Genomic DNA, 21,525 nt, shown 5'->3' on the forward strand with positions numbered 1-21,525 from the left:
CACCAGGCAATCAGGGGCCGGTCCTTCCGGCCCCTTTTTATTGCGCGGCAGAACCATAGGTGCAAAAGACCAAGGCTATGAAAAACTATATATTCCAGACCGTCCCCGTGCTCCACTTTGGTGAAGGCTGCCTCGCCGAACTGCCCGGCCAGATCGCGGCCCTGCGTGCTTCCCGACCGATGATTGTCACCGACAAGGGCATTGTCGATGCGGGCCTGATCGCACCGGTTGAACAGACCTTGCGGGCAGCCGGTCTCGAGGTCGCGATATTCGACTCCGTGATTGCCGACCCGCCGGAAGCGATTGTCTTGCGGGCCATCGAAGCGGCCAAAGCCGCGGGCGTCGATATCGTTATCGGATTGGGCGGCGGCAGTTCGCTTGATACCGCAAAGGTGGTTGCTGCTCTCGCGGTCGACGGGGCCCAGCCGCTTGCGGAGATTTACGGCATCGGGTTGCTGGAACGCAAGGGCCTGCCGACCATATTGATCCCGACCACATCCGGCACCGGATCGGAAGTCACCGCCATTTCGATCCTGACCACTGGCGAAACGACCAAAGCCGGTATCATCTCGCCGCATCTTGTTGCCGATGTTGCCTTGCTAGATCCGGCCCTGACTCTCGGCCTTCCCGCCGATGTGACCGCCGCAACCGGAATCGATGCGATGGTCCATGCGATTGAATCCTACACCAGCCGCAATGGCAAGAACCCCGTCTCCGATATGTTCGCGATCGAGGCATTGAAATTGCTCACCGCCAATATCGAAATCGCCTGCTTTGACGGGAAAAACATGCAGGCGCGCGAAGCGATGTTGCGCGGCTCGATGCTCGCCGGGCAGGCTTTTGCGAACAGTCCGGTCGGCGCGATCCACGCGCTCGCCTATCCGCTCGGCGGCATTTATCATATCCCGCACGGCCTCTCCAACGCGCTGGTCATGCCTTATGTCATGCAATTCAATCTGGAAGCCGCCGCGCCGCTCTATGCCGAGCTCGCCGATGCGCTCGATCTGCCGCGCGGCAGCGAGAACAGCAGCGAAGCGCGGGCGCAGCAACTGATCGACTTTCTCGAGGCACTGGCGGTCAAGGTTAAGGCACCGCGCAAGCTGCGGGACATCGGCATCGCCAAAAACGCCACCACCGAACTCGCCAAAGCGGCGATGTTGCAGGTCCGGCTGCTGGTCAACAATCCCAAAGAGGTGACCTTGGCCGACGCGCAAAGGATCTATGATGCCGCCTGGTAAAAGCCCGAGGGCTGAACCTCCGGTAAGGAGCGACTATCGCACCGGCTCGGCGATCACCACCCGCTGGAACGACAATGATCCATATGGTCATGTGAATAATGCGATCTATTATTTCTGGTTCGACACCGCGGTAAACCGCTATCTGGTCGAACAGGGCGCGCTCGATATCACCGGGGGCGAGACCATCGGTCTGGTCGTCAATACCAGCTGCGACTATTTCGCGCCGATTGCCTTTCCCGACGATGTCATGGCGCGGATTCGCGTCGACCGGCTGGGCAACAGCAGCGTGACTTATGGTGTCGGCCTGTTTCGCGGCGACGAGGATATTGCCTCCGCCGCCGGCAGCTTCACCCATGTCTATGTTGATCGCGACACAAGACGACCGGTTTCTCTGCCATCCCCCTTGCGTTCCGCACTGGAAGCGATAGAAGTTTAATCAGACGATTAAATCGCCGGGAGAGAGACATGTTACGCCCCTTTGATAACGAAGAACGCCGACAGTTCCGCGAAACCTGCCGCCGCTTTGCCGAAAGTGAATTGCAGCCGTTCGCCAACCAGTGGGACGAAGCGGGCGAAATCCCGTGGGAGGTCCACGAAAAAGCCGGCGCACTCGGCGTCTGGGGCTTTGGCGTTGACGAAAAATATGGCGGGCTCGGCATGGACGATATCTTCATGCGCGCGGCCTGGGGCGAGGAAGCGGCAAGAGCGCATAATGGCGGCACGCTGGCGGCGCTCGGCGGCCGCAGCATTTCCATCGGTCCGATCCACAAGCTGGCGTCGCAGGATATCAAGGACCGCATCCTGAAAGATATCGTGCTGGGCAAAAAGGGCTCCAGCCTTGGCATCACCGAACCGGGTGGCGGATCGGACGTCGCCAATATGCAGACCACCGCAAGGCAGGACGGTAATCATTGGGTGATCAACGGGGCCAAGACCTTCATCACCGGCGGCATGACCGCCGACCACTATGTCATCGGCGCGCGCACCGGTGGCGAGGGCCTGAACGGCATTTCGCTGTTTCTCGTCGACGCCGATGCCGAGGGCTTCTCGCGCACCGCGCTCGACAAGAAAATGGGCTGGTGGGCTTCCGATCAGGCGTCGCTCTATTTCGACGAAGTGCGCGTCCCGGCGGAAAATATGCTCGGCGAGGAAGGGCGCGGTTTCATCCAGATCATGCACAATTTCAACCATGAACGGCTCGGCATGGTCGCCCAGTCTCTCGGCATGATGCGGGTCTTGCTCGAATATTCGATAGACTATGCGCAGCAGCGCGAGACCTTCGGCAAACCGATGATCAAGCATCAGGTGATCCGCCACAAGATTGCCGACATGTCGGCGCGGGTGGATCGACTCGACGGCTGGCTCAACCAGATCTGTTGGCTGGCCGATCAGGGCGAAATGCCGGTCGCGCAGATTTGCAAGGCCAAGTTCAGCGCCACCAAGGATCTCGAATTTTGCGCCAGCGAAGCCATGCAGATACTCGGCGGCGCCGGCTATTTGCGCGGCAATCCGGTCGAGCGTTTCTATCGCGAGGTCAAGGTGATGGCGATCGGCGGCGGCTCGGAAGAAATCATGCGCGATCTCGCGGTCCGGCAAATGGGCCTCTGATCGCGCTTGCCATTTTCGGCGATCCGGCGATAACCGGCGGGACTTGAAAAATCCGTTCGTGCTGAGCCTGTCGAAGCACCGGGACCGGGGCTGATGGAACAATATATGGCTGACATAATATCCCCTGACCCAGCGCCAGAAAATGGCCCGATCCTGCTGCCGGCGGGTTCGGTGCTTTTCGGCCTGCTCACCTTCGCGATGATGGACGTGGCGATGAAAAGTCTGTCGATCGAGATTGGCGCCTATAACGCGATCCTCTGGCGGGTGCTGCTCGCTCTGGTGATCGTTTCGGTGGTTTTCTTCGTGCGCCGCCCCAGAATGCCGGGCAAGGCCGCCCGCAAGGTCCATCTGCAGCGGGGCATTATCATCGTCTTCATGTCCTATCTGTTCTTCTGGGGTCTGGCGCGGGTACCGCTGGCCGAAGCGATTGCGCTGTCCTTCATCGCGCCGATTATCGCGCTTTATCTCGCCGCCGTATTCCTCGGCGAGACCATCCACCGCAACGCCATCTACGCCTCGGCTCTCGGCTTTGCCGGGGTGCTGGTGATCGCGTGGGGCAGGGCGAGCGGCGAGTTCGAGAAAGAAGCGCTGCTCGGCATCGGAGCCATTCTAGTGTCAGCGGTTCTCTATGCCGGCAATCTGGTGATCCAGCGGCAACAGGCGCTGCTCGCCGGGCCAATCGAGATCAGCTTCGCCCAGAATCTTGTCGTCGGGTCATCCTTCCTGCTGCTCGCGCCCTTTTTTGCGGTCGTTCCGGAAGCGGAATCGCTGCCCTATATCGGGGCCGCGGCGATATTCTCGCTGATCTCCTCGCTGTTCATCGCCTGGGGCTATGCGCGGGCCGAAGCGCAAAATCTGATCAATCTCGAATATAGCGCCTTCATCTGGGCGGCGATCTTCGGCTGGCTGTTTTTCCGCGAGCCGATCACGCTGACCACCGTTTCCGGCGCGGCCATGATCGTTGTCGGTTGCATATTGGCAACGCGGCGGGACCGGAAAGTGGCGCATATCGAAACGACCGCGGTCTGATCGCGATGGCGCTGCGGATCCGCAACCGGCAGGCACGCTGGCTCTGGCTGCAGTCGCAGGGCCTGTCCGACACCCCGACCGGGCCGCTCGACCTGCCCGAGACGATCCGCCGCCTCGGCTATGTCCAGCTCGACACCATCCAGAATGTCACTCGCGCCCACCATCATATCCTGTGGAGCCGCAACCAGAATTACCGCGAGCCGATGCTCGACAAGCTGTTGGGCGAGGACAGGGGAGTGTTCGAGCATTTCACCCATGACGCCTCGGTCCTGCCAATGGAATTCTACCCGATGTGGCAGCGGCAATTCCGGCGGCTGGGCGCAAAGGTGGCAGGCTATGCCTCCTTTAAAAAGGCAGCGCGGGAAATTGGGGCCGAGGAGATCAAGGCGCGGATTGCCGCAGAAGGTCCGCTGTCGACCCAGGCCTTTGACACAAAGGTCAGCGGCAAGAAACAGATGTGGGATCGCCCGCCGCACAAGAGGGTGATGGACCAGCTCTGGTATGCCGGTGAACTGGCCACTTCCCATCGCGTCAATTTCAACAAATTTTACGACCTCAGCGAGCGGGTGATTCCCTCGCATCACCGCGAGGCGGACCATGACGAGGCCGATCAGATTGACTGGCTCTGCCGCAACGCGCTCGACCGGCTGGCCTTTGGCTCACCCGGAGAAATCCAGCGGTTCTGGGATGCGGTAAATGCCAAGGAAACACGGCTCTGGGCAGATTCGGCGAAGGACAGTGTTGCGGTCGAGGTGGAAAATCATGAGGGGCAATGGTTCAAGGCACTGGCACCGCCCGATATCGCGGCCCGTCTGGCCAGCGTGCCCGAACCGACCGCGCGCCTGCGTATCATCAATCCCTTCGATCCGGTCGTCCGCGACCGCAAGCGCCTGCTCACCCTGTTCGGCTTTCACTATCGCAACGAGATGTTCGTGCCCGCAGCGCAGCGGCAATGGGGCTATTATGTCTATCCGATACTCGAGCGCGACCGTTTTGTCGGTCGCATCGAAATCAAGGCAGACCGTTCAGCGGGCCATTTGCGGGTGACCCAACTCTGGCCCGAACCGGGCATTCGGTGGCCGGTTGCCCGTCAGGGCAAGTTGAGTTCCGAACTGGCGCGATTGGCGCGCCTGATCGGGGTCGGCGATATCATATGGGAATGTGACGGCGGGTAATTGCGATCGCGCTGCTATTTGACAATGCCACGAAAGCGCAGATCACCGGATGCGCCGGGTGCAATTGGTGAAGCGAATATCCAGCGGATATGGGTAACGTCAGAAGCCTTTGCTGGGCGGCTCGTCTGCTCGGTGATTTCTTCTTCACCTGCCACAACGGAATTGTCTTCCGTCACGCTCAGCTCGGACAATTTACCGAAATTCTTGCCGCCATCGACCGATAGCACGGCCCACTCTTCCAGTACCTCGACCAGGGCAACGGCCGAATGGACCGGGTTGTTGACGACAAATCCGGTTACGGTATTTTCGCCCGTGTTGCGATACGTGTTGATGAACAGCAGCGTGTCGCCGGGAATGACCTTTACGGTCGACGGATCAAGCAGCGTGGTGACCATCTCACCGGATTGCGATTCAGTGGTCCGCTCCACCATAATCCTGCTGTCGATTTTGATATCGGTCCGGGGATCGGTAGCGGCGGCCTGTACAGCGACCGAAAGTGATGATGCGTGGGCGGTTTGCGATACCGACAGTCCCGTCGTCAAAACACCGGCAATCATCGCCGCTTCAATCAAAATCATACGCAAATTAGGCATTTCAAGCGATCCCGTTGAACGTTTGCTGACCAGCCAATAGCGACCGGTACCCATTGACGCAAAAATATGGGGGAAGTTGGTTAATGAAAGATTAAATTAAATCGTGAAATTGGCGGTCGCATGGTGGCTTCACGGAATATCCTACAAAAAGAAACGCTTGTCGGAAAGGCAATCTTATTCATTGGCTTCACGAATCATCAGTCGCTAAAGAGATCCCAATGGGTCTGATCGCTTTCCGTCGCTGCTTCGGTACGCTGGCTATTTTGCTTGTGGGTTCGCTCATCCAGCCCGCATATGCGCAGGCAGGCGAACAGACGGTCGCGGACCAGCCGGATCAGCCCGAAATTGACGAACCTCTCGACCCGGATCAGGCGCTAACCGAATTTCCCGATTTCGGGGTTGAATGGCCCGATCTTGACCAGGACACGGAACTGGTTACCGATCAAATCGAAGAGGAAACCGAGGAGGAAGGCGCAGCGGCGCTGACGGTGGCGGACGCGATTGATGAACGGGAACAGCCGGTAAGCGAAGAGCTTGTGGCGGAAGATTTGCCGCTGAACGATTATCGGCCGACTGATGCGCTGGCGGAAACCGCTTATCGGGTGCGTTTCAACGGTTTGCCCGATACGATGAGCGAAGCTTTTTCTATCCGCTTCGATGCCTTGTCGGTCCTGGAACAATATCGCGGCGAAGATGCCAATTTCGCCCAGATAAGAAGGCGCGCGCAAAGCGACGAAGAGCTGGTCGAACGGTTGATGCGGATCGAAGGCTATTATGACGCCGTGGTGCAGGCACGCTTCGAATCAACCGGTGAGGAACGGTTGGCCGTGGTAATAAACGTTCAGGCGGGTCCACAATATACGCTGGATGCCATCGCCTTGCCCGGTCTCGAAACGGCAGTTGCACCAGATCCACAGAAATTCAGGGAAAGTTTCGGTCTGCAGTCGGACATTGTGATCAACAGCGATGAGATCATGGAAGCGATCGGCAGGCTCGATCTGGCGATGGCAGAAAATGGCTATCCTTTCGCGAAGACCGGCGAACCGGAACTGGAAATAGATCATGCCGAGCGGATCGGTGATCTGGAATTGAGCGTTACACCGGGCGGAAAATATAATTTCGGTTCGGTTGTTCTGGCTCCGACTGACCTGTTCGATGCCGATCATGTCCAGATGATTGCCCGCTTCGACCCCGGTGACATATATCAGGCGTCGGACATAGATGATCTGCGTCGGGCCCTGATCGCCACCGGATTGATTTCTACCCTCTCGATCAAGCCCGTTGTGGCAGAGGATCCCTCCGCCGTCGATATCGCCGTAGATGTGAAGCCGGCACCGCTGCGGACCATCGCTGGTGAAATCGGTTATGACACTGGCGAAGGCATACGTTCGGAAGTCAGTTGGGAACATCGCAACTTTTTCCCGCCGGAAGGTCTTATTCGGCTGACCGGCGTTCTGGGGACGCAGGAGCAGTCTGGCAGTATCGCCTATCGTCGCAACAATTATCGGCGGCGTGACAATATATTGAACGGACTCACCGCGTTGAGCGTGGTCGATAGTGCAGCTTATGATGCCAAGACATTTTCGGTTGCTGCCAATATTGAGCGGCAGAGCAATCTTATCTATCAAAAACGCTGGAGTTGGTCGGCAGGTGTCGAGTTGCTCGCATCGCGGGAAACGGATATCACCGGGGATGTCGCAGCGACCGACCCGGAAACCTATTTTATTGCCTCGCTGCCCGGGCTGGTTACTTTCGATACCAGCGACGACCTGCTCGATCCGACCCGGGGTTTCCGGCTGAGCGCTCGTGTCGCCCCGGAAGCATCTCTTCAGGACGGCAGTTTTTTCTACGTACGCAGCCAGGTCGACGGCAGTGCCTATTTTCCCGTTTCCGACAAAATAGTAATCGCCGGCCGCACGCGGTTGGGATCGATTGTCGGTGCCGGCAATAACAGAATCGCTCCCTCGCGCCGGCTCTATTCCGGTGGTGGCGGTTCGGTGCGTGGTTTTGGCTACCAGACCATCGGACCGCGCGACATCAATAATGATCCCACGGGTGGGAGGTCTCTTGTAGAATTCTCCCTTGAAGCACGCGTACGGACCGGCTTTTTTGGCGGTAATTTCGGTATTGTGCCGTTTATCGACGCAGGTAATGTGTACACCAGCAGCACTCCGGATTTTTCCGGTCTGCGCTACGGTGCCGGTCTTGGTATTCGCTATTATAGCGACTTCGGACCGATCCGGATCGATGTCGGTACGCCGATCAATCCCCAGCCGGGCGATTCCCGCATCGCTGTCTATGTCTCGCTCGGTCAGGCGTTCTAGATGACCGAAAGCTCCACAAAGCCCCGGTTGACTGCCTTGCACTGGCCGATACGCGGCCTGTTGGGTCTGGCGGTGCTGGTGATTGTTGGCCTGTTCGGTGCGGCGGTGTGGCTGGATAGCGATTCCGGCCACCGGTTCATCATCAATCAGGTCGAGGCGCTGGAGCCGGACAATGGGCTGCGGATCGGCATCTCCGAGATTAACGGATCCATTTATGGCGAAGCCGCCGTGCAGGGGCTTCAGCTAAGCGACCCCGAAGGCGTGTTTTTTTCCGCCGGAGCCGTTGTCGTCGACTGGAACCCGCTTGCATGGATATTCAACGAACTCAATATCACCGCGGCGGTCATCTCAAAGGCCCGGCTCGACCGTTTGCCGAAATTGATCGACAGTGGGGAAGATCAGCCGCTGCTCCCGGACTTTGATATATATATCGGTGCTTTCCGGGTGGATAATCTCGCGCTTGGAGAAGCTGTCGCCGGGTCGGAACAATTTGCCGACCTGTCCGGTTCTGCCGATATCCGGGCCGGTCGCGCGATGGTCCGTCTGGATGGAGAGACAACGCGGAGCGGGGACAAATTGGCGCTCGCCCTGAACGTCGAACCGGACCGCAAAAAACTCGATATCGATGCCGAAATAATCGCGCCTGCAGGCGGGGTGCTGGCTGCTGCACTCGGACGGGATCAAGATTTGGCCATTACCCTGAAAGGCGATGGCAGCTGGCAGAAATGGAATGGCGAGTTGAATGCGATCAGTGCGGAAGAGCCGCTGGCGCAAATCGCCATCGAAGCCAAGGAAGGTCTGTTCGCCTATGATGGCCAGCTTACTGCTTCTCTCATGCCCGAAGGTCTGGCCCGGAAACTGGCATCACCCAATCTGGCGATCAGGGGAAATATAAGTCTCGAAGACCGTCTTGCTGCCCTGGATTTTGAAGGGCGCTCCGCCGCGCTGTCCCTCATTGCGAAAGGCGGGATTGATCTCGGACGCAACAGTCTCGATGCGATGCGGATTGAAACGAGGCTGATCGACCCTTCTGCGCTGGCGGCCAATATGAAGGCGCAGGATTTCGAGTTCAAAGCCCTGTTGAACGGAAAATTCTCCGCACTGCGCTATCAATATCTGATGACCGCACCGCAACTGGCTCTGGGCAAAACCCTGATGACCAATGTACGCGGCGAGGGCAAAGGGCAACGCGACGCGGGCGGTTGGGACATTCCTGTCGAGCTTTCCGTCGGTACGGTGATCGGCAATGGCGAATTGTTGAAACAGTTGCTTTCCGGATTTAGCGCAACCGCGTTGCTGCGCTATGAAAAGGATCTGCTGTTCGCCGAGCGTGCGCGTGTCGCGACCAATGTTGCAAAGGGCACGTTGGACCTTGAACTGAGGCCCTCGACCGGGGATTTTGCCGTCAATATCGACGCCAATGCCCCGGGTTTCGCGGTGCAGGGAGTCGGGGTGGCCGATATCATCGCCCAGATCAATCTGGGCCCCGCGGCGGCAGGCCTGTCGGTGGATGGACAGGTCAATGCGAAGCTGAAACGCTTTGACATCGCTTTTCTGAGAGAGTTGGCGGGTGGCCTGCCGGAATTGCAGACGGGGCTGGCGCTCGGACCGGACGGATTTTTGCGCTTTTCCGACCTTGTCGTGAAAGCGCCCCAACTGTCGTTCCGGGGTTCCGGCAAACAGACCGGCGCGGCGACCTTTGCGTTTCAGGGATCTGGCAGACAAGATAGCTACGGTCGCTTTGACCTGAGACTGGATGGACCGCTCGACCGGCCGAAGATCGCCTTGCTGCTCGATAGTCCGCTGCCTGCGGCGGGACTATCGGCGGTCAGTGTGAAACTGGATCCCGTGAAGGCCGGATTTTCCTATGTCGCCGCCGGGGGCTCCACGCTCGGGCCGTTTACCAGCAACGGCATGATCCTGACCGTAGCGGGTCAGGATACGGCCGTGCGTATTGACCGGCTGATGGTGTCTGAAACGCTGGCGACCGGCACGATCCGGTCAACCCCGCAGGGCCTTGCCGGAACGCTTGCAGTCAGCGGCGGCGGCGTCGACGGCGCCGTGCTGTTCCGCCCTGGCGACGGAAGGCAACTGATCCGCGCCAATCTCAAAGCCAAAAATGCCCGGTTCGATGGCAACCCGCCGATTCTCATTCGCACGGCTGTGCTGGACGCGGATATTGTCCTGATCGATGGCAAGTCCAATATCGACGCGACCCTCCGCGCGCAGGGAATCAGCCGTGGCGAACTGATTGTCGGCCGCATCGCAGCCAATGCAAAGCTGACCGACGGCATCGGCACAGCGACGTTCACCGTCGCCGGGACACGGGGCAGTACGTTCGAATTCCAGGCGAAAGCCGATATTGCACCGGACCGCTACCAGATCACCGGAGCGGGTCAGTTTGAGGGGCGCAAACTTGGCCTGGCGCGACCGCTTGAACTGCAGCGGGTTGGCGATGGCTGGACGGTGTCTCCGACCACGATCAGCTATGGCAGTGGCAGCGTCCGTCTATCCGGTCGATGGGCGAGCGGAACATCCATGCTTGACCTGACAATGGTGAAAATGCCCCTTTCTCTGCTTGATATCGGCTATCCCGATCTCGGATTGGGCGGTAACGTGAATGGTAGGGTCAAGCTTAGCCAGTCCGGGTCCGCGGTGCCGGTGGGCGAGGCCAAGCTGACGGTCAAGGGCTTGACGAGATCCGGCCTGATATTAACCTCTGAGCCGATTGATCTGGGCCTCAATATAGCCGTTTCCCGGCGCAATGCAGCGGCGCGCGGGATTATAAAAGCGCCGGCGGGCAAGACCCTTGGTCGGTTCCAGGGACGGATCACCGGGCTCGGCAACGGCAATTGGCAGAATGAGTTGATGCGGAAACCCCTGTTCGCGCAGGCCCGGTTCAATGGCGGTGCTGAACGTATGTGGCGGTTGACCGGTGTCGAAACCTTTGATCTGACCGGACCCGTGGCGGCCAGTTTCGACATCAGCGGCACCCTTGCCAATCCCCAGATCGAGGGCTTGGTCCGGACCAGCAATGCCCGGCTCGAAAGCCCGCTGACCGGGACGGTCATTTCCAATATCAAGACGGTGGGCCGGTTTGACGGCTCGCGGCTGGTGCTCCCCAGCCTGACCGGGACGACCGCCGGTGGTGGTACGGTGAGTGGTAGCGGCAGTTTCAATTTCGCGGTCGAGTCCGGGGAAGGGATTGGCATTGTGATGGACATCAATGCCCAACAGGCAGCGCTGATCGCACGCGATGATTTCGCTGCCACGGTAACCGGACCGATCAAGATACGCAGTTCCGCGGACGGCGGCCTGATATCGGGTGACGTCACGCTCAACCGGAGTTTTTTCCGCTTTGGCCAGGCCGCTGCCACCGCCAATCTGCCGGACATCAAGACGCGTGAGATCAATGGCCGGGCCGACGAACGGCCAGTGCAGATACGCAGTCGGCCCTGGCGGTTTGCGCTGACGGCGGATGTCCCCAACCGGCTTGTGGTCGAGGGGCTGGGGCTGGACAGCGAATGGGGCGCCAATCTCAGAATAACGGGACCGGTTGACGATTTCGCGATGGTCGGAACGGCCAGCCTGATCCGCGGCAATTATACGTTTGCTGGGCGGCGTTTCCGGCTTGAGCGGGGAAGCATCCGGTTTGTCGGCAACCAGCCGGTCAATCCGGTGCTCGATATCGAGGCAGAAGCCAATCTCACCGGCCTCAACGCAACGATCAACGTCACCGGCACTGGCAACAAGCCCGAGATCGCCTTCACCAGCATTCCCGCTTTGCCTGAAGATGAATTGCTGTCGCGGATATTGTTCGGGGCGTCGATTGCCGATCTGTCAGCTCCCGAAGCGGTCCAACTGGCCGCCGCCGTCGCCTCGCTCAACAGTGGTGGTGGGCTCGACCCGATCAACCAGTTGCGCAAGGCCGTCGGCCTGGATCGCCTGCGCATCCTGCCGTCCGATACCGACACCGGCTCGGGAACCTCGATTGCGGCCGGCAAATATATTACCCGCCGTGCCTATGTCGAACTGATCACCGATGGTCAGGGCTATAGCGCGACAAGCCTGGAATTCCAGATCACCCGCTGGCTGTCGATTCTCTCCAGCATTTCGACCCTCGGCCGGCAAAGCGCCAATGTGCGGGTGAGCAAGGATTATTGATGGCGTCAGTGCCGTGGACGCAGAGAGGGGGCTTTGCCGGTTGTATAAACTGCCGGTCGGCTAGCGCCCCATTAGCGGTCGTTCATAACAGCGAAACCATTTCTCGAAACCTGGCATTTCGCAGTACAGAGCCTTGTACTGTCTCAGGCTCTGGCGAGGCGGTTGTCAAAGCTGATCCGATCAAGCGCAGCGTTCATTTTGAGAAGCGCTTCATGGAGATCGACGCCGATCTCCTCAAACAGTTCGCGGTAAACAGACTGTGCCTTTTCGATTACTGTACTGACATCCGCAGCCACCTGCGTTCCCTTGCTGGTTAGAGAGAGCGGTTTGCGTCGGCCATCACTGGGATCGTTCCGGCGCTCCAATATGCCTTTATCATTCAATATGCGGATTGTCTTAATCACCGCGACATGACTTACATTGAGGGCGCTGGCAATCTCGGTCACACTAGCCGGACCCTCCTTAAGAACCATGATTGTGGACATGGTATTTACCGGAATTTCAAGGCCAATGGCGGTTGAGAAGCGCGCCCCTTCGCTGGTAATGCGATCGGTAAGCTGAATAGCAAGAAAAGCAAAAAAGGCCGGTGCATAGGTCTCTACCGGGCGGTGAATGCGGCCAGTTCTGGATTTTTCGTTCTGAATCATTGCGTATCTCATTGTGCCATGCTAATTATATGTAACCAGTTACATATAGTGGAAGGTGATGCAATGATGAAATTCAGTTTAGGGTCAATTGCCTTGATCGTGATGACATCGATGTTTTTTGGCGAGGCGGCGATTGCCCAGATTGATGCGCATCGCGTGAAGGCTGATGTTGAAGCATGGCGCGATTGGATGGGCTCAACCCATCCAGACCTTTCCCACTCGGCTGATATTCAGCGGGTCGATGCCGCATTTGATGCTCTAGAGCAGAAACTGGATGGTGAGTATGACGTTCGCTCGGCCTGGCGCGCGCTCGCAACGATCAATCCATTGCTGAATGATGCACATAGCGGAATACGTTTGCCGGACACGGCTTATGAAGCAGCGCTTGAACAGGGCTCCGTCGCATTCACTCTTCCGGTCAACGTGTCCGAAGGACGGCTTTATGTTGGCCGTTCTATTCAATCATCCAGCCCGATAAACCCCAACGAAGAAATTCTTGCGATCAATGGTCAGTCTGCCGCCTCGCTGATTTCCGAGTTGGAGCCACGAATGCGTGGCGAGAGCGAGGGGCTTCGCGAGCGAGTGTTGTCCTTGCGATTTCCGGTGGCTCTGTGGGCAGAGCAGGGCGACCGACAGTCTCACAACGTAACACTTAGGCGCAAAAACGGCCCGCAAACGATTGAGATTGATCCCACGCGTGACATCGCGGTGTCCGGCGACCAGACCTATGAACTGAATATTCACGACAATGTTGCCGTCATGACCGTGAAAAGCTTTGAGATATCTAGAGAAGAGGAATTTGCAGCATTTCTTGCAGATGCGTTTGCCCGCATCGATGCGGGCAATATCGATCGATTGATTATCGATGTGCGTGAAAATGGAGGCGGCGCTCGTCAGCTTTCTGATCGCCTGATGGCTTATCTTACGACTGCCCGCTACACCCCAATATCTGCCGTCAAAGCACGCATTGTTGCAGAGAACCAAGCACTCATTCCGGGATCACAGATCGGACAGGTCATTGAGATGCCATTTGCTCAGTGGGTCGAGCCACCAAACCAACTAGCGCATCGATTCCAGGGGAAGTCGGTCATTCTGATCGGGCCAGCCAGCTATTCTCAAACCATCGCCTTTGCGGTAACGGTTCAGGATTTCAAAATCGCCCAAATCGCTGGCACCCCGACCGAGGGGCCCGCCAACCAAACCGGACAGGTGCAGCGTTTCACCCTTCCGGAATCCGCCCTTGTTGTTCAGGCACCGCTCTACATATTCACCCGTCCGTCGGGCGAAATTGGTAGAGCGCCCCTGATTCCGGGTCGCCTCATTCCCGGACAAGGAGAAGCGCAGTTGAAGATACTGATCACCGAGATGAGTGAATGAAAACCATCGCTGCCACTTCGGATTAATTGCCGGAATATCCGCTAAGCCTAGATCGCACCATAAAACTTGCCGTTCAGCGATCCGCCCAATTGTTGCCGTCCAGGACGATCAAAGCTCATGGCCACGTTCGGAATGAAGCCGTGACTGGATCAGCATTCCACCCAGATAAAAAAAGCCCGGAGCAATCGCTTGCCCCGGGCTTGTCATTGTCAATCTGACCGGAAAGATCAGCTCGAATAATACATGTCATATTCAACCGGACTCGGGGTGGTTTCGAGCCGGCTTACTTCTTCCCATTTCAGTGCGGCATAGGCATCGATCTGGTCTTTCGAGAACACATCGCCCTTGAGCAGGAATTCGTGATCGGCTTCGAGCGCTTCCAGAGCTTCACGGAGCGAACCGCAAACGGTTGGCACTTCGGCCAGTTCTGCCGGTGGCAGGTCATAGAGATTCTTGTCCATCGCGTCGCCAGGGTGGATCTTGTTCTCGATGCCATCGAGGCCTGCCATCAGCAAGGCTGCCGAAGACAGATAGGGGTTGGCCAATGGATCGGGGAAGCGGAATTCGACGCGCTTCGCCTTGTCGCCCGCACCATAAGGAATACGGCAGGAAGCGGAACGGTTGCGGCTTGAATAAGCGAGCAGCACAGGGGCTTCAAAGCCGGGCACCAGACGCTTGTAGCTGTTGGTTGTCGGGTTGGAGAACGCGTTGACCGCTTTGGCATGTTTGACCACGCCGCCGATGTAATGGAGGCACATTTCCGACAGGCCGGCATATTCATTGCCGGCAAACAGAGGCTTGCCGTCTTTCCAGATCGACATGTGAGTGTGCATGCCGCTGCCGTTATCATCCTTGATCGGCTTCGGCATGAAGGTTGCGGTCTTGCCATAAGCGTGCGCAACCTGCTGCACGACATATTTGTAGACCTGCACCCGGTCGGCGGTTTCGGTCAGTGTGCCAAAGGTAATGCCGAGCTCGTGCTGAGCAGCGGCAACTTCATGATGGTGCTTGTCCATCGGCAGGCCCATTTCCAGCATGGTCGCAACCATTTCGCCGCGAATGTCCATGCAGCTGTCGACCGGCGCGACCGGAAAATAGCCGCCTTTGGCGCGGGGGCGGTGGCCCATGTTACCGACATCATAGTCCCGGCCGGTGTTGGTCGGCAGTTCGATGTCGTCGATGCGGAAGCCGGAGCGATCATAGCCGCTTTCGAATTTGACATCGTCGAACATGAAGAACTCTGGTTCCGGGCCGACATAGATGGTGTCGCCGATGCCGGTGGATTTCAGATAGGCTTCGGCGCGGACAGCGGTGGAACGCGGGTCACGGCTGTAGAGCGATCCGTCACCGGGTTCGACGATATTGCAGACCAGGATCATCATCGGTGTGGCCGAAAACGGATCCATGTAGACCGCGTCGAGATCGGGGCGCAGGATCATGTCGGATTCGTTGATTGTTTTCCAGCCCTCGATCGAGCTACCATCGAACATGAAGCCTTCTTCGAGTATATCTTCATCAATGACTTCGGCACACATCGATAGATGTTGCCATTTGCCGCGGGGATCAGTGAACCGCACGTCGACCCACTCGACTTCATGTTCCTTGATCATTTTAACAATATCGGATGCCGAATTGGCCATGTTTTAATCCTTTGATTTTGGTTTGTTGGCGATAGAAAATCAGATGGCGTCGTTGTCGCGCTCGCCGGTGCGGATACGCAACGCGGCTTCGACCGGGATGACAAAAATCTTGCCATCGCCGATGCGACCGGTCTGTGCAGCAGCAGAAATGGCTTCGACCGTGCGGTCGGCAAGGCTGTCCTCGACCACCACTTCAAGCTTCACCTTGGGCAGAAAATCGACGACATATTCCGCTCCGCGGTACAGTTCGGTATGCCCTTTCTGCCGGCCAAAGCCCTTTGCCTCGGTCACGGTGATCCCAGAAACGCCGACTTCGTGCAGCGCCTCTTTCACTTCATCAAGTTTGAACGGCTTGATTATGGCTTCGATCTTTTTCATTTCAATACGTCCCCGTATACCTCGTCCTTGGCTATCGCTCTCACTTGAGAGACAAGCGCCGCAGTCGGGCACAATTGCCCGCTCCTATTCAATTACCATGCCAGAATCGATTCGCGAACAGAATCACCGGAATGCTTGGTTCCATTGCTAATGGCTAATCGGACAACTGACAATGCCGCCCAAAAAACAGGCAATTGCAGCGGCAAGTGTCCATAATTTAGGCAGGCATTTGCCGTCTGCTGCAATCGCCGGGATTAGCGCCAGAATGGGTGAACCCTGTCGGGGGCCGTATCAGCGCGCGGTTGGCTTCGTCATTTCCGGCAGATTGGCCTTTGTCCAGTTCGACCGGTTGACCACATAATGGCGGATATTTTCTACCTGAGTGTCGCTCAGCTGCGATCCGAAGCCGACCATGCCATGTTGTTTCAAGGCGCCACCCTTGACGATCGACGCCCACGCATCGGTATCAGGCAGCACGCCGCTGACCCGCAGGTCAGGCGTGAAGCCATTGCCAATCGCGCTGTCGCCATGACAGACGAGGCAATTGCGACCGTAAAGTCCCTTGCCGGCGGCAATCTGTTCCGGGGTTCCGGTCTGTACCGGTGGATCCCAGACGACTTCGCCTTTCTCCGGCAGTGCGGGCAATTGCGCCTTGCCGCCCAGTTTCAGCACCACCAACCGCGGAATATTGGGCAATTGACGCGTGACCCCACCGGCGACACCAGCGACCAGCGGGAATGCACCGCCCTTGCTGGTCAGGAATGCGACATATTGCTCGCCGTCGATCATGTAGGTCGAAGGGGCGCTGACGATGCCGGACTGCATCGGCAGGCTCAGCAATTCCTTGCCCTTGTCCGCCGAATAAGCTTTGAAAAAGCCGGTGCTGGTGCCCTGGAAGACCAGATTGCCAGCGGTCGTCATCGTGCCGCCATTCCACGCGGCGGGATAGTCCACGCTCCATTCCGCCTTGCCGGTTTTCGGGTTGAACGCGACGAGTTTTCCGGTGGTCGCGGCTATGGCCGCCTTGTACACATCCTTGTCATCGGGAAGCTGGCCGATCGACCAGCCGATGCCGACGTTGAAGCCCAGCCGTTCGCGCTTCTTGTCGATCTCCGATACCGGCACTTCATAGCCCTGCGGAATCTGCTGCGCCGGGATATAAACCAGCCCGGTCTTCGGATTATAGCTCATCGGGTGCCAGTTATGCGCGCCCAGGGCGCCCGGGATCGCAACAAACGGTTCTTTGGTCTTGTAGAAGCGCGCTTCCGGCTTCTCGATCGGCCTGCCGGTGTCGAGATCATAGCCTTCGGCCCAGTTGATCCCGTCGACAAAAGGCTCTGCGCTGATCAACGTGCCATCGAGCCGGTCGATGACAAAGAAAAATCCGTTTTTCGGTGCGTGGTAGAGTACCTTGCGTGACTTGCCGTCTATTTCCAGTTCGGCCTGAATGATATGCTGGGTCGCGGTATAGTCCCAGGTTTCGGCCGGTGTTTCCTGATAATGCCAGAGATATTTGCCCGTATCGGGGTTGACCGCGACAATCGAGGACAGAAACAGATTGTCGCCTTCTCCGCCCGAGCGCAGGCCATGGTTCCACGGATTGCCGTTGCCGACGCCAAAGTAGAGCTGGTCGAGATCTTCGTCATAGACGATACTGTCCCAGACCGTTCCGCCGCCACCGGATTCCTTCCATTCACCGTCGCCCCATGTTTTGGCCGCCGCCTTTGCAAAAATCTCGTCGCTTGCTGCGCCGTCCGCTTTGCCTTCGGGATTGGGCACGGTGTAGAAGCGCCATTTCATCTGGCCATCGCGAACATTATAGGCGGAGACATAGCCGCGTACGCCAAATTCCGCGCCGCCATTGCCGATGATCACCATATTCTTGACCACGCGGGGTGCGCCGGTGATCGTATAGGGCTTGCTGTTGTCAGTCGTCTGGGTTTCCCACAAACGCGCGCCGGTATTCGCGTCCAGCGCGATCAGGCGACCATCAATGGTCCCGAAAAACAGCTTGCCGCGGCTGATCGCGACCCCGCGATTGACGACATCGCAGCAGGCGTCGACCGCCTTCTCGCCGGGTACGGCGGGATCATAGGACCACAGTTCCTCGCCGGTCTTGGCGTCATAGGCAAAGACCTTGGACCAGGCGGTGGAGATATAGAGCTTGCCGTCGACTTCGATTGGCGTGGCTTCCTGACCACGGGCATCCGGGAGGTCTTTAAACCAGGCGATACCGAGGTCACCGACATTGCTGTCATTGATCTGGTCGAGCGGGCTGTGGCGTTGTTCCTTGGCGTCAAAGCCGATATTGTTCCATTCGGTACTTGTGACAGTATCACTTGCCGCAGACTCGTCGGTCTGGTTCTGGCAAGCCGCCAGTACCAGAGTAGCCACTAACAATCCCAGTCTGCGCATCATCCGTCTCCCAAAACCGCCGGACGGTTTGCCCTCCGTGCAGTTAACTGACTAGCTAAGCAGAGGGCGGCAGGTCAAGGATTATAGAAAGAGGGCGGGACGGACGGTTGAAATCTCCGGTTTTTGAGGTCTCCGCACCTTTTGCACATTGCAGCATGCGGACGATCCACCCATCGCACCCGGGCTGCTTCGAAATGTCGCGCCCGCCCAGCGAACCCGTCATTTGCTATATCATTCATCAGGTAAGAAGCTGACTTTGTAACAACATGTAAATTATTGAAATATAAGATCTTTTCTTCGATCCTGTTTTATTATTCGCTAACTTTTTCCGTATATCAATATGCGCTTGAAATAGGGACCAGCCTAGATAATGAAAATGGATCAGATCAACATTGAGACAAGCCATGAATTTGGCCTCTCGGACAATGAGCGGCAAAGTTTCTTTGACCGGATCAGTGGACGTATTTTTAAGCAGAACAGGGACTTGGATGTCGCGGCTGGTATGTCCAGCCTCAAGACGACGGAGGCATTGCTGCTGCTGCAAAATTACGAGGAAACGCGGCAGGGCTGGTTCTGGTCTACGGACAAGACCGGCAATATCACCTATATTACCCAGACGTTGGCAGAGGTGTTGAACAAGTCCCAGGCAGAATTGCTGGGAACCCCGTTTGTCGAACTGTTTGCACAGCCCGATAACAGTGTGCCCAACCAGAGGACGTTGCCATTCATGCTGGCGAAGCAATGCCGGTTCAACGATCTGAAACTGAAAGCGGTGGTCGGGGATGAAGATCGCTGGTGGTCCATCTCCGGAAAGCCGCAAACGGACAAGTCCGGCGAATTTGTCGGCTATCGCGGCAACGGCAAGGATATTACGGCGCAGCAACGATCGGAAGAAGAGTCATCCCGTTTGGCGATGTTCGATTCATTGACCGGGTTGGCAAATCGCACGTCAGCATCGAAAACGCTGGTATCCACACTGACCGCTTTCAAACAGCAGAAGCGGACCTGCGGCATATTGCTGGTCGATCTGGACCGTTTCAAGCAGGTCAACGACACAATGGGGCATCTCGCAGGAGACGAACTGCTGAAACAGGTCGCAAAACGGCTGTTGAAAGCGGTTGGCAAGCGGGGCGAAGTCTGTCGTATCGGCGGAGACGAGTTTCAAATCATGCTGCCCGATATGGAAGACCGGGGCGAACTGGGCAAACTTTCCAACAATATTGTCCTGAGCCTGTCGGAACCTTATACGGTGGACGGGACTCGCTGCATCATCGGGGCGTCGATCGGTATCGCGATCAGCCCGTTTGACGGTATGACAAGCGAGGACCTGCTCCACAGCGCCGATCTCGCGCTCTACGCTGCGAAGGGCAGGGGCCGTGGCCGTTTCCATTTTTTCTCGGAAGATTTGCAGCAATCGGCAAAGGACCGCAAGATTCTGGAAGATGATTTGCGTGATGCCCTGTCCAACGATCAATTGTCTCTCGCCTATCAGCCAATCGTCAATGCCAAAAATGATGTCGTGCGCGGTGTGGAAGCCCTGATGCGCTGGAACCATCCCGAACGGGGGCCGATCTCTCCCGCGTTTTTCATTCCCATTGCCGAAGAAGCAAATCTCATCAAAACCATGGGTACATGGGCCTTGAACCGGGCCTGTCAGGACGCTGTGAAATGGCCCAGCAAATTTATCGTTGCGGTCAATGTTTCACCCATCCAGTTCGCCGATGAAAAATTGCCGGAGATTGTGACGAAAGCGTTGAAAAAATCTGGTCTTCCGGCAGAACGGCTGGAACTGGAAATCACCGAAAGCGTGTTTCTGGAAGGATCGGAAAAGACCGAAAAAATGTTCGCCGATCTGAAGAATATCGGGGTTCGTCTGGCGCTGGATGATTTCGGCACCGGCTATTCGTCATTGAGTTATCTGCAAACGGCGCCTTTTGACAAAATCAAAATCGACCAGAGCTTTGTTCGGGGGGCGACGCTCCCGGGATCGCGCAACGGGGCGATTATTTCTGCCATTGTCGCTCTTGCCGAGGCGCTGGACATGGAAACGACCGCCGAAGGCATCGAAGCGATGGATGAGCTGGACTGGATTCGCGGTCTCAATGTCAGTCATGTCCAAGGATTTATCTATAGCAAGGCGGTTGATGCCGAAGAATTGGTGCGTCTGGTTGAAAAAGGCGAATGGATCGTAACGCCGAACGGTCCGGCCAAGTTTCGTCACGACCGTATTTCGATGTATCGAAAAGTCAGGGCGATCCACGAAAACCACTGCTATTCTCTCATGATACGCAATATATCGGAGACCGGGGCGTTGCTGGAGGGCCTTTGGGATGTACCGGTCGGCACCGAATTTGTAATCGATTTTGGTGAGGGGCAACTCGCTGTCGCGGTGGTACGCCGATCGGACAAACGGCAACAGGGCATCGAATTCGAGCAGCGACTGGTGAGCGACGGCAATGGCGGTCTGTGCACGAGCCGCAGGGTCTCACCTTATCTGATCGCAGAAGCGGGTATGCAGATTCCCAATATACCAGCCGATTTCTATCCGAAACCCAGCTATCCAGCTGCGGTAAACGAGATTCCCAGCTTCTACACGTCGAAGAATAAAGCCTAGATCTTCCTGATTATATCAGCCTGCTGGCCATCGCTGGCAGATCATACGCGATTGACTCGCAGTACGCATGGCCATGTCCCTACGGTCCATCGGCGCCGATAACGGCTCGCCGCATGACCCGCTCGGGTTATCCGCAGAACCGGCTGTGATGGCGTCCATGTTCATCCGACAGACAGGATTGTACGACCACTCAGGCACTGTACTTGTCCATAAGCGGCTTATGGGCCGCCCCATATTGTGTCGTGAACCGAAGGGAAATCTGACAAACGGCATATTTTAGAAAATCCGGCCGGAGTCCCCCGAAACGGCTGAACCCGATAAGA

14 protein-coding genes are annotated in these 21,525 nt (G+C 57.3%); 9 read left to right on the plus strand and 5 right to left on the minus strand.

Annotation, left to right across the window (positions count from 1 at the left end; genetic code table 11):
* Positions 1-77 precede the first annotated feature (77 nt).
* The 5 genes from ACN0VD_RS07005 to ACN0VD_RS07025 all read left to right on the plus strand — a co-directional run bounded on the left by ACN0VD_RS07005 (position 78) and on the right by ACN0VD_RS07025 (position 5,050).
* Positions 78-1,238: an iron-containing alcohol dehydrogenase gene (locus ACN0VD_RS07005; protein ID WP_417593029.1), complete on the plus strand. Its 1,161-nt coding sequence runs from the start codon at positions 78-80 to the stop codon at positions 1,236-1,238.
* Positions 1,222-1,674: an acyl-CoA thioesterase gene (locus tag ACN0VD_RS07010; protein ID WP_417593031.1), complete on the plus strand. Its 453-nt coding sequence runs from the start codon at positions 1,222-1,224 to the stop codon at positions 1,672-1,674. Before ACN0VD_RS07005 ends, ACN0VD_RS07010 begins: the two co-directional genes overlap by 17 nt.
* Positions 1,675-1,703: 29 nt before the next feature.
* Positions 1,704-2,846: an acyl-CoA dehydrogenase family protein gene (locus tag ACN0VD_RS07015; protein ID WP_417593033.1), complete on the plus strand. Its 1,143-nt coding sequence runs from the start codon at positions 1,704-1,706 to the stop codon at positions 2,844-2,846.
* 105 nt (positions 2,847-2,951) lie between these two features.
* Entirely contained in the window at positions 2,952-3,875 is a 924-nt protein-coding gene (locus ACN0VD_RS07020; RefSeq protein WP_417593035.1) for a DMT family transporter, read from the plus strand.
* Entirely contained in the window at positions 3,815-5,050 is a 1,236-nt protein-coding gene (locus tag ACN0VD_RS07025; protein ID WP_417593037.1) for a winged helix-turn-helix domain-containing protein, read from the plus strand. The genes ACN0VD_RS07020 and ACN0VD_RS07025 overlap by 61 nt, the downstream gene beginning before the upstream one ends.
* A gap of 14 nt (positions 5,051-5,064) precedes the next feature.
* Here the strand turns inward: ACN0VD_RS07025 and ACN0VD_RS07030 are convergent, their stop codons facing one another.
* Positions 5,065-5,643 (minus strand): hypothetical protein, encoded by a 579-nt coding sequence (locus ACN0VD_RS07030; protein ID WP_417593039.1) that lies wholly within the window; start codon positions 5,641-5,643, stop codon positions 5,065-5,067.
* Between the two features lie 218 nt (positions 5,644-5,861).
* Between ACN0VD_RS07030 and ACN0VD_RS07035 the strand changes: the two genes are divergently transcribed.
* Both ACN0VD_RS07035 and ACN0VD_RS07040 read left to right on the plus strand, forming a co-directional pair.
* Complete coding sequence (locus ACN0VD_RS07035; protein WP_417593041.1) at positions 5,862-7,967, plus strand: autotransporter assembly complex protein TamA; 2,106 nt, start codon at positions 5,862-5,864, stop codon at positions 7,965-7,967.
* Positions 7,968-12,131, plus strand: a complete 4,164-nt coding sequence (locus ACN0VD_RS07040; protein ID WP_417593043.1) for a translocation/assembly module TamB domain-containing protein — start codon at positions 7,968-7,970, stop codon at positions 12,129-12,131.
* Between the two features lie 143 nt (positions 12,132-12,274).
* Here ACN0VD_RS07040 and ACN0VD_RS07045 read toward each other — a convergent pair whose 3' ends face one another.
* Positions 12,275-12,778, minus strand: a complete 504-nt coding sequence (locus ACN0VD_RS07045) for a MarR family transcriptional regulator (protein WP_417593045.1) — start codon at positions 12,776-12,778, stop codon at positions 12,275-12,277.
* A gap of 63 nt (positions 12,779-12,841) precedes the next feature.
* Between ACN0VD_RS07045 and ACN0VD_RS07050 the strand changes: the two genes are divergently transcribed.
* Positions 12,842-14,155, plus strand: coding sequence for a S41 family peptidase (locus ACN0VD_RS07050; protein WP_417593047.1), 1,314 nt, complete (start codon positions 12,842-12,844; stop codon positions 14,153-14,155).
* Between the two features lie 227 nt (positions 14,156-14,382).
* Here ACN0VD_RS07050 and glnA read toward each other — a convergent pair whose 3' ends face one another.
* From glnA to ACN0VD_RS07065, 3 genes are all read right to left on the minus strand, one after another.
* Complete coding sequence (glnA, locus tag ACN0VD_RS07055) at positions 14,383-15,795, minus strand: type I glutamate--ammonia ligase (RefSeq protein WP_417593049.1); 1,413 nt, start codon at positions 15,793-15,795, stop codon at positions 14,383-14,385.
* Between the two features lie 39 nt (positions 15,796-15,834).
* Positions 15,835-16,173, minus strand: a complete 339-nt coding sequence (locus tag ACN0VD_RS07060) for a P-II family nitrogen regulator (protein WP_417593051.1) — start codon at positions 16,171-16,173, stop codon at positions 15,835-15,837.
* A gap of 291 nt (positions 16,174-16,464) precedes the next feature.
* On the minus strand, positions 16,465-18,591 hold the full coding sequence (locus ACN0VD_RS07065) for a PQQ-dependent dehydrogenase, methanol/ethanol family (RefSeq protein WP_417593053.1): 2,127 nt from the start codon (positions 18,589-18,591) through the stop codon (positions 16,465-16,467).
* 373 nt (positions 18,592-18,964) lie between these two features.
* Between ACN0VD_RS07065 and ACN0VD_RS07070 the strand changes: the two genes are divergently transcribed.
* Positions 18,965-21,202 carry an EAL domain-containing protein gene (locus tag ACN0VD_RS07070; RefSeq protein WP_417593055.1) on the plus strand — a complete coding sequence of 746 codons (2,238 nt, stop codon included), beginning with the start codon at positions 18,965-18,967 and terminating at the stop codon, positions 21,200-21,202.
* Positions 21,203-21,525: the final 323 nt, after the last annotated feature.

The sequence above is a fragment of the Parasphingorhabdus sp. genome (assembly GCF_048267785.1).
Taxonomy (GTDB): domain Bacteria; phylum Pseudomonadota; class Alphaproteobacteria; order Sphingomonadales; family Sphingomonadaceae; genus Parasphingorhabdus.